General features: G+C 57.3%; 12 protein-coding genes. 2 read left to right on the top strand and 10 right to left on the bottom strand.

What is annotated here, in order from left to right:
• Nucleotides 1–22: 22 nt before the first annotated feature.
• Together ispA and xseB are read right to left on the bottom strand one after the other, a co-directional pair.
• The gene (gene ispA / locus ACYF6X_RS15465; protein WP_130018530.1) at nt 23–943 is read right to left on the bottom strand and encodes a (2E,6E)-farnesyl diphosphate synthase; all 921 of its coding nucleotides are present in this window, start codon (nt 941–943) and stop codon (nt 23–25) included.
• A gap of 5 nt (nt 944–948) precedes the next feature.
• Nucleotides 949–1,212 (bottom strand): exodeoxyribonuclease VII small subunit, encoded by a 264-nt coding sequence (gene xseB, locus ACYF6X_RS15460; protein ID WP_033642062.1) that lies wholly within the window; start codon nt 1,210–1,212, stop codon nt 949–951.
• A 160-nt stretch (nt 1,213–1,372) separates the two neighbouring features.
• Between xseB and thiI the strand changes: the two genes are divergently transcribed.
• A complete protein-coding gene (gene thiI, locus ACYF6X_RS15455) occupies nt 1,373–2,821 on the top strand; it encodes a tRNA uracil 4-sulfurtransferase ThiI (protein ID WP_130018529.1) in 1,449 nt (482 codons plus the stop codon).
• Nucleotides 2,822–2,887: 66 nt separating this feature from the next.
• Here thiI and yajL read toward each other — a convergent pair whose 3' ends face one another.
• Together yajL and panE are read right to left on the bottom strand one after the other, a co-directional pair.
• Nucleotides 2,888–3,478: a protein deglycase YajL gene (gene yajL, locus ACYF6X_RS15450; RefSeq protein WP_063990970.1), complete on the bottom strand. Its 591-nt coding sequence runs from the start codon at nt 3,476–3,478 to the stop codon at nt 2,888–2,890.
• Nucleotides 3,441–4,352: a 2-dehydropantoate 2-reductase gene (gene panE / locus ACYF6X_RS15445; protein WP_033647309.1), complete on the bottom strand. Its 912-nt coding sequence runs from the start codon at nt 4,350–4,352 to the stop codon at nt 3,441–3,443. The genes yajL and panE overlap by 38 nt, the downstream gene beginning before the upstream one ends.
• A 182-nt stretch (nt 4,353–4,534) precedes the next feature.
• Between panE and ACYF6X_RS15440 the strand changes: the two genes are divergently transcribed.
• The gene (locus tag ACYF6X_RS15440; protein ID WP_033637310.1) at nt 4,535–5,026 is read left to right on the top strand and encodes a YajQ family cyclic di-GMP-binding protein; all 492 of its coding nucleotides are present in this window, start codon (nt 4,535–4,537) and stop codon (nt 5,024–5,026) included.
• Between the two features lie 34 nt (nt 5,027–5,060).
• Here ACYF6X_RS15440 and ACYF6X_RS15435 read toward each other — a convergent pair whose 3' ends face one another.
• The 6 genes from ACYF6X_RS15435 to cyoA all read right to left on the bottom strand — a co-directional run bounded on the left by ACYF6X_RS15435 (nt 5,061) and on the right by cyoA (nt 11,419).
• Complete coding sequence (locus tag ACYF6X_RS15435) at nt 5,061–6,425, bottom strand: MFS transporter (RefSeq protein ID WP_060423360.1); 1,365 nt, start codon at nt 6,423–6,425, stop codon at nt 5,061–5,063.
• Nucleotides 6,426–6,623: 198 nt separating this feature from the next.
• Nucleotides 6,624–7,514, bottom strand: a complete 891-nt coding sequence (gene cyoE, locus ACYF6X_RS15430) for a heme o synthase (protein ID WP_025301761.1) — start codon at nt 7,512–7,514, stop codon at nt 6,624–6,626.
• A 17-nt stretch (nt 7,515–7,531) separates the two neighbouring features.
• Nucleotides 7,532–7,870, bottom strand: coding sequence for a cytochrome o ubiquinol oxidase subunit IV (locus tag ACYF6X_RS15425; protein ID WP_063990971.1), 339 nt, complete (start codon nt 7,868–7,870; stop codon nt 7,532–7,534).
• Nucleotides 7,870–8,484 (bottom strand): cytochrome o ubiquinol oxidase subunit III, encoded by a 615-nt coding sequence (locus ACYF6X_RS15420; protein ID WP_004940367.1) that lies wholly within the window; start codon nt 8,482–8,484, stop codon nt 7,870–7,872. The genes ACYF6X_RS15425 and ACYF6X_RS15420 overlap by 1 nt, the downstream gene beginning before the upstream one ends.
• On the bottom strand, nt 8,474–10,465 hold the full coding sequence (cyoB, locus tag ACYF6X_RS15415) for a cytochrome o ubiquinol oxidase subunit I (protein WP_063990972.1): 1,992 nt from the start codon (nt 10,463–10,465) through the stop codon (nt 8,474–8,476). The genes ACYF6X_RS15420 and cyoB overlap by 11 nt, the downstream gene beginning before the upstream one ends.
• Before the next feature lie 3 nt (nt 10,466–10,468).
• Entirely contained in the window at nt 10,469–11,419 is a 951-nt protein-coding gene (gene cyoA / locus ACYF6X_RS15410) for a cytochrome o ubiquinol oxidase subunit II (RefSeq protein ID WP_004940365.1), read from the bottom strand.
• Nucleotides 11,420–11,727: the final 308 nt, after the last annotated feature.

The raw sequence follows: 11,727 nt of genomic DNA, 5'->3' as shown, positions 1-11,727 counted from the left end.
TCAGAGGAGTTAACGTCACACGTTAATTGTCGCGTTCAATAATGAAGCTGGCTAACGCTCGCAATGGCGCTGTGTTATAAGATTGCGCTGCCAAAGTGTCTAATGCAGCTAAGGCTTCCTGATAGAGATCCCACGCTTTTGCTTTCGCGCTGTCAAGCCCGAGCAACGCCGGGTAGGTACTCTTTCCGTGTTGTTGGTCCGCGCCCTGGCGCTTGCCGATTTTTTCAGTCTCGCCGACAACGTCCAAAATGTCATCCTGCACCTGGAACGCCAGACCAACCGCGGCGGCGTAACGATCCAGCTGCGGCAGCGCCGCTCGCCCGGCTTCGCCGGCGCTCAGCGCGCCCAGGCGCACCGCCGCGCGGATCAGTGCGCCGGTTTTGTGGCGGTGGATCTGCTCCAGCGCCTGCAGATTGATGTGCTTGCCCTCAGCCTCCAGATCCAGCGATTGACCGCCGCACATGCCGGCTACGCCGCTGGCGCTCGCCAGTTCGGAGACCATCGCCAGCCGATCGCGCAACGCTACGTCAGGCATTTCGGCATCGGCCAGGATCGAAAACGCCAGCGTTTGCAGCGCATCGCCGGCCAGGATCGCGTTGGCTTCGCCGAATTTAATGTGGCAGGTCGGCTGGCCGCGGCGCAGATCGTCGTCGTCCATCGCCGGCAGATCGTCGTGGATCAGCGAGTAGGCATGAATGCATTCTACCGCCGCCGCCGGCGCGTCCAGGTTGCTCAGCGACACGCCGAACATCTGGCCGGTGGTGTAGACCAGGAACGGGCGCAGGCGCTTGCCGCCCAGCAAGGCGCCATGACGCATCGCCGCCACCATGTTGCCGTCGTTGAACGGCAGCGGGGCGATGAAGTCCAGCAGCGCGCGATCGGCGCGCTGGCGGAAAATCTGCATTTGATCGGCAAAAGCGGCCGATGGGGCGATCTCAGACATGTCGGTTACTCGGTATCCGGTGTGAAAGGCGCCAGCGCGGCATCGTCGGCGCTGTCGTTAAGGAGTATCTGCACACGCTGTTCCGCCTGTTGCAGTTTCTGCTGGCCCTGACGCGCCAGCTGCACGCCGCGTTCGAATTCGTTCAGCGCGTCTTCCAGCGGCAGTTCGCCTGATTCCAGACGCGTCACGATGCTTTCCAGCTCGCCGAGGGCGCTTTCAAAGCTGGCTGTTTGCTCTGTACTGGCTGATTGTGCTGGTTTTTTCGGCATAATTTTCTTTTTACGTCATCATGTGAACCGTGGCGCCAGAGCCTATCCTAGCGGATCTTGATTAGCAAATCATGGCGCTCATGTGTGGTTTTGTGCGCAGAGCACGGTGATATGGTGATATACTCCGCGCCGTAATTCTTATCTGACAACAAAGACCGCCATGAAGTTTATCATTAAATTGTTCCCGGAAATCACCATCAAGAGCCAATCTGTGCGCTTGCGCTTTATCAAGATTCTCTCGACCAATATTCGCAACGTCCTGAAGCAGTATGATGAAACGCTGGCGGTCGTCCGTCACTGGGATCATATCGAAGTTCGCGCCAAAGATGAAAACCAGCGGCCGGTCATCGCCGACGCCCTGACGCGCATTCCCGGCATCCACCATATTCTGGAAGTGGAAGACCGCGCTTATACCGACATCCATCACATCTTCGAGCAGACGCTGGAAGCCTACCGCGCCCAGCTGGAAGGCAAAACCTTCTGCGTGCGCGTCAAGCGCCGCGGCAAGCAGGCGTTCAACTCGCAGGACGTGGAGCGCTACGTCGGCGGCGGCCTGAACCAGCATATCGAGAGCGCGCGCGTTAACCTGACCCGCCCGCAGGTCACGGTAAACCTGGAGATTGAAGACGACAAGCTGATGCTGGTCAAACGCCGCCTCGAAGGCATCGGCGGTTATCCGGTCGGCACTCAGGAAGACGTGCTGTCGCTGATTTCCGGCGGTTTCGACTCGGGCGTGTCCAGCTACATGCTGATGCGCCGCGGCTGCCGCGTGCATTTCTGCTTCTTCAACCTGGGCGGCGCTGCGCACGAGATTGGCGTGAAGCAGGTGGCGCACTACCTGTGGAACCGTTTTGCCAGCTCGCACAAGGTGCGCTTCGTCGCTATCGACTTCGAACCGGTGGTGGGCGAGATCCTGGAGAAGGTCGACGACGGCCAGATGGGCGTGGTGCTCAAGCGCATGATGGTGCGCGCCGCTTCGCAAGTGGCCGAACGCTATGGCGTTCAAGCGCTGGTGACCGGCGAGGCGCTGGGGCAGGTCTCCAGCCAGACGCTGACCAACCTGCGTTTGATCGACAATGCGTCCGATACCCTGATCCTGCGTCCGCTGATCTCGCACGATAAAGAGCATATCATCAAACTGGCGCGCGAAATCGGCACCGAAGACTTCGCCAAAACCATGCCGGAATACTGCGGCGTGATTTCGAAGAGCCCAACGGTGAAAGCGATCAAGGCCAAGATTGAAGAGGAAGAGAGCCACTTCGATTTCAGCATTCTCGACCGGGTGGTGAGCGAAGCGAAGAACGTCGATATCCGCTCTATCGCCGAGCAGGCACAGGAGCAGGTGACCGAGGTGGAAACCGTCGTGGCCTTCGGCGCCGACGAGGTGATCCTGGATATCCGCTCCAACGACGAGCAGGAAGAAAAACCGCTGCAGTTGGAACAGGTTGAAGTGAAAGCGCTGCCGTTCTACAAGCTGAGCACCCAGTTTGGCGATCTGGATCAGAGCAAAACCTACCTGCTGTACTGCGAGCGCGGCGTGATGAGCCGCCTGCAGGCGCTGTACCTGCTGGAGCAGGGCTTCAACAACGTGAAGGTTTATCGCCCGTAACGCACGGAGCGGCATAAACGTGAAGGGCTGAACCGATGTTCAGCCCTTTTTTTATCGGTAAGCCGCTCAGTCGCGGAAGTCGTACATCCCCGGGATCAGCACCAGCTGCGCGGCGATCTCCGCCGCCTTGGCCTTACCAAGCAGCAGGTCTATCAGCTTCAGCGCGAACTCCATCGCGGTGCCCGGCCCCTGGCTGGTGAGCAGGTTGACGCGTGCGTCGTACACCACGCGGCGCTCCATCCATTTATCCGCCGGTATCTGGTCTTTCAGGCCCGGGAAGCCGGTCATATTGCCGATCGGGAACAGATCGTGGTGCTGCAGCACCAGTGCCGGCGCCGCGCAGATGGCGGCGACGATGTTGCCCTGCAGATGCATCTGCCGCACCTTTTCCACCAGCAGCGGGCTGTCGCGGAAGCATTCCGCGCCTTTCAGGCCGCCAGGCAGCACGATGGCGTCGAACGGCTCATCGACGATCGCCACCAGCGGCGCGTCGGCCAGCAGTTTGACGCCGCGCGAACAGACGATAGTCAGCTCGCCGTCGCCGGCAACGCTGGCGGTAGTGACTTTTACGCCCGCCCGCACCAGCAGATCGATGGCAGTGACGGCTTCGGTTTCTTCGCTACCAGGTGCCAGGCAGACCAGCGCCGATACGCTCATATTCATTTTCCTTTCGTTTAATCAGTTCAAACAGCCGCGCATTCTCCGGCAACGTGAGGCCGTGGCTGCGCGCGCGGCGCAGCAGATAGCCGGTGATGTAGTCGATCTCGGTGTGCCGCTGGCTGCGGATGTCCTGCAGCATCGACGAAACGTTGTCGGCGGTGCTGTGGATCACGTCCATCACGTATTGCATCAGGCCTTCGCAGGAGGTGTGGTAGCCCTCCATCGCCATCACGCTGGCGACTTCACGGCACAGCGTTTCGATCTGTTCCGGGTAGCGCTGCAGATCGCCATTGCGGCAGCCGTACAGCGCCGTCAGCGGGTTGATCACGCAGTTGACCGCCAGCTTGCGCCAGTTGGCCGAGGCGATGTTGTTGTGCCAGGCAACGTCGGGCAGCGCCTGATGCAGCACTTCCGCCAGGTGGCTGAGGTGCTGGGCGGCCGGCGAGGTCGGGCCGATGTGGGTGATGCCGGTGGCGACGTGGATAATGGTGCTGCCTTCGTGGCGCGCGGCGTGGGTGGTGGTGCCCTGTAGGATCGGCTGGCCGTTCGGCGGCAGCTCCTCCTGGGTGCCCATGCCGTTGTGCAGCAGCAAAATGGCGCACTGGGGGTTCAGCTTCGGCAGCAGCGCGCTGACCGCACTGGACACCTGCCAGGCTTTCAGCGTCACCAGCAGCAGCTCGCTTTGCGCAAGGTGCTCCGGATCGTTGGTGGGCAAGTTGCGATTGAACGAGACGCCTTCCGGCTCTATCACGTTCACCGCGCAAAAAGGCTGCGGCACTCTTAGCCATCCCTGTACATCGTGGCCCTGCTGATACAGCCGGGAGAGCCACAGTTGTCCGAGCGCGCCGCAACCAAGAATGGTTATTTTCATTCAGTCTCCTTGGAAACACGGGAATACCGCTCAATTACCGTGAATTAACTATAGGCTGTATGGCAGCCCGAAGCGCTATCCCTGCGTGCGTTCAGCAGATTTTGTCTGAGGCGGCAAAGCGGTTATCATGCTCGGCATCAAAATCGCCTAAGCTATTAGGCACTCATTCAGGAGGAAGAAGTATGCCATCTTTCGACATCGTTTCCGAAATTGATATGCAGGAAGTGCGTAACGCCGTTGAGAACGCCACCCGCGATCTCGGCACCCGCTGGGACTTTCGCAACGTGCCGGCCAGCTTTGAGCTAAACGAGAAAGACCAAAGCATCAAGGTTGCCAGCGAGTCTGATTTCCAGGTACAGCAGTTGCTCGACATTCTGCGCGAAAAGCTGAGCAAGCGCAGTATCGACGGCGCTGCGCTGGAGATCCCGGAAGAGTTTACCCACAGCGGTAAAACCTACAGCGTGGAAGCCAAGCTGAAGCAGGGGATTGAAACCTCTGTAGCGAAGAAAATTGTCAAGCTGATCAAAGACAGCAAGCTGAAGGTGCAGGCGCAGATCCAGGGCGAAGAAGTGCGGGTGACCGGCAAGTCACGCGACGATTTGCAGAGCGTGATGGCGCTGGTACGCGGCGGCGATCTGGGGCAGCCGTTCCAGTTCAAGAACTTCCGCGATTAATCTCTTCGGGGCCGGCATTGCCGGCCCCGTTTCTTTACAGCGAATTGACCAGCGCTTCCAACTGACCGCGATTGGTCTGTTTGGTATCCACCTTGACGTAGGCGCTGCGCTCTTCCGGCACCACGATCGCCTCGGCCACGCCGGGCTGCGCCTTCAGGCGGCTTTCCAGCGCCGAATCCTTCACCGCCAGTTCCGACAGCGTAATGCGCAGGCTGCTGACATACGGCGGCTCTTTCATGGTGCTGCTGACCAGGAACCAGAGCGCGGCCAACACGGCGCCGGCGATAAACACCAAGCCCGCCCCCTGCAAACCGTACAGCCAGCCGCCGAGGCTGCCGCCGATCGCCACGCCGATAAACTGGCTGGTGGAGTAGACCCCCATTGCGGTGCCCTTATAGCCGGCCGGCGATTCTTTGCTGATCAGAGAAGGCAGAATGGCTTCCATCACGTTGAAGGCCATGAAGAACAGCTGCACGCCGGCGATGATGCCCCACAGGTGCGCGCCGGAGAGCCACAGTAGCACTTCGGCGCAAAACAGCACCGCCACGCAGCCCATAAAGACCTGCTTCATGCGGCGATATTTTTCGGCATAGATGATGAAAGGCACCACGGCGGCGAATGACACCAGCATGGTGACCAGGTAAACGATCCAGTGCTCGCTGGCTGCCAGTCCGGCTTTTTCCATCGCTAGCGGCAGCGCCACGAAGCTCGACATCAGCAGAATATGCAGGCACATGATGCCGAAGTTGAGCTTCAGCAGGCGCGAGTTGCTCAGCACCTTGCGGAAGCTGCCGCGCACGATGCTGGACTCGCGGTTCAGCAGGTGAGTGTCGGCGGAAGGCACTACTGCCAGGGTGATGACAATGCCGGCCAGCGCCAGTACGGCGATCATCCAGAACAGCGCATGCAGGCCGAAGGCGTGGGTGATGATAGGGCCCAATACCATGGCGATGGCAAAGGTGATGCCGAAGCTGACGCCGATAAACGCCATCGCCTTGGTGCGGTTCTGCTCGCGGGTCAGATCGGAGAGCAGCGCCATGACCGCGGCGGCGATCGCGCCGGAGCCTTGCAGCGCGCGGCCGAGGATCACGCCCCAGATTGAGTCGGTAGCGGCGGCGATCACGCTGCCGAGGGCAAAGATCAGCAGGCCGCCGACGATCAGCGGCTTGCGGCCGATGCGGTCGGACACCAGGCCGAACGGGATTTGAAACACCGCCTGCGCCAGGCCGTAGATGCCGATGGCGATGCCGATCAGCGCTTCGCTGGCGCCATTGAGCGCCATGCCGTAGGTGGTCAGCACCGGCAGTACCATAAACATGCCGAGCATGCGCAGGGAGAATACGGTGCCCAATCCCCAGGTGGCGCGGCGCTCCTGCGGGGTCATTGAATTATCGTTCACATCAAACCTCGGTAAAAACCATGCCATCAGACGTTGCGACAGCGCCTGATGGCATGATTTCTGTAAAGCTGCGTCATTTTAGTGTGCAGGGCAGGGGGGGTAAATCGAATGTTGTTTAACAGATATTACAGTTCGGCCGCTTTTCAGCGTGACAAATAAAATGGGCCGCAAAAGCGGCCCATTCACAGATGATTTGGCTTACCAAACGTAGGTCACCAGCGCTTCAGGCGCCGCCGTGGCGCTGAAGTCGATCGACATCATCACGCTCAGCGAGGTGATGGCGACGATCGAGAACACGAACAGTTTACGCGCCCAGACGCTGTCGTTTTCGGTCTTGTAACCGCGCAGCGCCATGCCGAGCCACCATACGCTCACCGCCGCAGCGACGATCAGGTATTTGTAGCCGGCGTAACCCACCAAGGTCAGCATCAGCGTGGCGATCATAAATGCCAGGATGTAGACCGTGATGTGGTTCTTGGCGACGGAAATGCCTTTCACCACCGGCAGGACCGGAATGTTGGCCGCCTGGTAATCTTTAAAGCGGAAGATAGCGATCGCATAAGAATGCGGCATCTGCCACAGGCTAAAGATAGCCAGCAGGATCAACGCGCCGGCGTCGAACTCGTTGGTCACCGCGCAGTAGCCGATAACCGGCGGCGCGGCGCCCGACAGGCTGCCGATCAGCGTGCCGTAGACCGAGTGGCGTTTCATGTACAGGCTGTAAACGCCGACATAAACCACGAAGCCCATCACCGCCAGCCACATGGCCAGCGGGTTGGCTGCGATATACAGCAACGCAAAGCCCACAATACCCAAAGCGGTCGCATAAACCAGGGTGACACTCGGCGCGATCAGGCCTTTTACCAGCACCCGATTCTTCGTTCTCTCCATTTTCTTGTCGATGTCGCGGTCGATGTAGTTGTTAAACACACAGCCCGACGCGACCACCAACGAGACACCCACCAGGGTGGCGAGAAACAGGGGATAGTCGATGCTCCCTTTGGAAGCGAGCAGGAATCCCCCAACGACAGAAATTAAATTGCCGAAAATAATTCCTGGTTTAGTGACTTGCAGGTATTGCTTAATCATCACGTGCAGCTCAGCTCTTAATCGACCATCATATTGATGTTGAGGTTGTACATAATCCAGAGTGAACCTACAACAACGATACCGATGATCATAGCGGTGAACAGCAATGCCACCAGGTTCCAGCGCTCTTCCGATGAGGTGTTCATGTGCAGGAAGTAAACCAGGTGAACAATCACCTGGATAACCGCCATACCGACAACAACCGCCAGGATGGTGGAATGAGAGGCGGAGCCGTTCATTACCATCGCAAATGGAATTACCGTCAGGATGATCGACAGGATAAAGCCGACCAGGTATGACTTCACGCTGCCGTGGCTTGCGCCGCCGTGAGAGGTTTCATGGGATGAATGGCTCATTACATAACCCCCAGCAGGTAGACAACGGTAAATACGCAGATCCAGACCACGTCCAGGAAGTGCCAGAACAGGCTCAGGCACATCAGGCGGGTTTTGTTGGTCGCGGTCAGGCCGAACTTGCTCACCTGAATCATCAGCACGATGATCCAAATCAGGCCGGAAGTCACGTGCAGACCGTGGGTGCCGACCAGCGCGAAGAAGCTGGACAGGAACGCGCTGCGATCCGGACCGAAGCCTTCGGCGATCAGGTGATGGAATTCATAGATTTCCATCGCCACGAAGCCCAGACCAAACAGGAAGGTCAGGAACAGCCAGGTGTTTACACCGCCAACTTTACCCTTGTTCATGGCGATCATCGCCATGCCGTAGGTGATGGAGCTGAACAACAGCAGGAAAGTTTCGACCAGGACAAACTTCAGGTCGAAGATGTCTTTGCCTGAGGGACCGCCAGCGGTCCCGTTCACCAGGACTGCATAAGTCGCGAACAAGCTCGCAAACAAAATACAGTCGCTCATCAGGTAGATCCAGAATCCGAAGACTTTGGTCTCTCCCGCGTCGTGGTGCCCATGCTCTGCATGGGCTGCGTTATGATTGGTCAGAGTTTCAGTTGACATGGTTCACGCCTGCTTTACGGATTTGTTCGTAGTGTTGGTTCTCAATGCGCTCGATTTCATCAACTTGCACATAGTAGTCAACATCGTGATCGAAGCTCTTGCCGATCCAGACAACGATCATACCGATGAAGCCGGCCAGAGCCATCCACCAGATTTCCCAAATCATTGCGAAACCGAAGACCAGGCTGAAGAAGGCGATGATAACGCCGGCGCCGGTGTTCTTAGGCATATGAATCGGTTCGTATTTAGCCGGTTTCTTATACGCTTCGCCTTTTTCTTTCATGTCCCAGAATTCATCACGGTCATGAATCTGCGGCACTACGGCAAAGTTATAGAACGGCGGTGGAGAAGACGTTGACCACTCCAGAGTACGAGCACCCCATGGGTCACCGGTCAGATCGCGGTTCTGTTCGCGGTCACGGATACTGACGAAGATCTGAATCAGCTGGCACAGGATGCCGCAGGCGATCAGCGCCGCACCGCCGGCTGCAACCAGCAGCAGAGGGTGGAACTCAGGGTTGATGTTCTGGCTGATACGACGGGTCATGCCCATAAAGCCCAATGCGTACAGCGGCATGAAGGCGGTGAAGAAGCCGATGATCCAGAACCAGAACGCGCGGATGCCCCATTTTTCGTTCAGCGTGAAGCCGAAGGATTTCGGGAACCAGTAGGTCAGGCCCGCGAAGCAACCGAACACCACGCCGCCGATGATGACGTTGTGGAAGTGAGCGATCAGGAACAGGCTGTTGTGCAGCACGAAGTTCGCGCCCGGCACCGCCAGCAGAACGCCGGTCATACCACCCACGGAGAAGGTGATGATGAAGCCAACGGTCCACAGCATCGCGGAGTTGAGCTTGATACGGCCCTGATACATGGTGAACAGCCAGTTGAAGATTTTCACCCCGGTCGGGATGGAAATGATCATGGTCGCGATACCGAAGAAGGCGTTAACGTTCGCGCCGGACCCCATGGTGAAGAAGTGGTGCAGCCAGACGATGAACGACAGAACGGTGATCGCGATGGTTGCCCATACCAGTGAGGTATAGCCGAACAGGCGTTTTCTGGAGAAGGTTGCGGTGACTTCGGAGAACACGCCGAACACCGGCAGAACCAGAATATACACCTCTGGGTGACCCCAGGCCCAAATCAGGTTGATGTACATCATCATGTTGCCGCCCATATCATTGGTGAAGAAATGGGTGCCCAGATAGCGATCCAGGGTCAGCAGCGCGATGGTGACGGTCAGAATTGGGAAAGAAACGATGATCAGGACGTTGGTACACAGTGCCGCCCAGGTGAACACCGGCATCTTCATCAGAGGCATGCCAGGGGCACGCATCTTCAGAATGGTGGCGAAGAAGTTCACGCCGGTCAGCAGGGTACCCAGACCGGAAATCTGCAGGCTCCAGATCCAGTAATCGACCCCGACGCCAGGACTGTACTCTTTACCCGACAGCGGCGGATACGCCAGCCAACCGGTCTGAGCGAACTCACCAACCCCCAGGGAGATGTTGATCAGCACAACGCCCACCACGAAGAACCAGAAGCTCAGGGAGTTCAGGAACGGGAAGGCGACGTCGCGCGCACCGATTTGCAGCGGCACCACGACGTTCATCAGGCCGACCACGAAAGGCATCGCCATGAAGAAGATCATGATGACACCGTGCGCGGTGAAGATCTGGTCGTAGTGGTGCGGCGGCAGGAACCCGGCTTCGCCGGCGGACGCCAACGCCTGCTGGCTACGCATCATGATGGCGTCGGCGAAGCCGCGCAGCAGCATGACCATCGCCACGATGATGTACATGATACCAATTTTTTTATGGTCGACCGAAGTCAGCCATTCGCTCCACAGCCACTTCCATTTGCCGAAATATGTCAGCAGCGCCAGCACTGCCAGGCCCCCGACAATAATTGCGGCTACGGTGACCATGATGATCGGTTCGTGGTACGGAACCGCATCAAGTGTTAATTTTCCCAACATCAGTTATTCCTCGGCTCCGGCGTGAGCAGCATGTTCACCCATGTCCATACCTTGGCTCATGTCCATGCCTTCGTGCGCGCCAGCGCCCTTGTGCATATCCATGTCGCCCATGAATTTGGCAATTGTTTCTTTGAACAAATTCGGTTTGACAGCGGCAAAGTACTCAACCGGGTTGTTTTCACTCGGCTCTGCCAGTTTGTTAAAGTCGTCGGTGGTGTTCAGGTTTTTAGACGATGCCTTCACCTTGGCCACCCACTGATCGAAGTCGCCTTCGGTCGGGGTAACGATCGCGGTGAATTTCATACCGGAGAAGCCTGCGCCGCTGTAGCTGCTGGAGATGCCCTTGTAGGCACCGGCTTCGTTGCCGATCAGGTGCAGTTTGGTCTGCATGCCGGCCATCGCATAAATCTGTCCACCCAACTGCGGGATAAAGAACGAGTTCATTACCGAGTTAGAGGTGATCTTGAATTCGACTGGAACATCTTTCGGGAAAGCCAGCTCATTAACGGTCGCAATGCCTTGTTCCGGGTAGATAAACAGCCATTTCCAGTCGAGCGACACCACTTCGATCGTCATCGGCTTCTTGTCGGTGACAATCGGCTTGAACGGGTCGAGTTCGTGGGTGGTCTTCCAGGTAATGGTGCCAAGGATGGCGATGATAATGATAGGAATGGTCCAGACGACCGCTTCGATCTTGTTGGAGTGGGCCCAGTTCGGACTGTACTTGGCGTCTTTGTTGGAAGCGCGATACTTCCAGGCAAAGGCGAACGCCATGAAGATAACTGGCACCACCACGATCAACATCAACGCGATTGCAGTGATAATCAGTGTCCGTTGCTCAACACCAATTGCTCCTTTGGGATTCATCAAAACCATATCGCAGCCACTGAGCAATACAGTGCCTGCGATTAATGACAGCATCCCAATACTTTTATTGTATTTCTTAAGTCTCATCTAACGACCTCAATAACAAAGGCTCAATTGTCGTTTCATGTGTGCGGGCATTTTACGGGAAGGTTGCAGTACTGTAAACATGCTTAAGGGAGTGTCAGCGGCTTGTTGACACTTTCTGTTAAGGGGGTCACAGATGTAACCCTGCGTGACAATTTACCAATGACAACAACGCGTTGGCACGCTGAATCGTGACGAGCAGCCCGTATGTTAAGGAAAACTAAAGGTATGATGAATTTGGCGAAGAAATGCGCGACGGGGAAATACGCAGAAAAGGTTTATTTAATGTAAAATAATTGTGTCTTAAAGGT

This window comes from Serratia sp. ID 25-353 (assembly GCF_054792795.1).
This window is presented reverse-complemented; position numbering and strand designations above follow the sequence as displayed.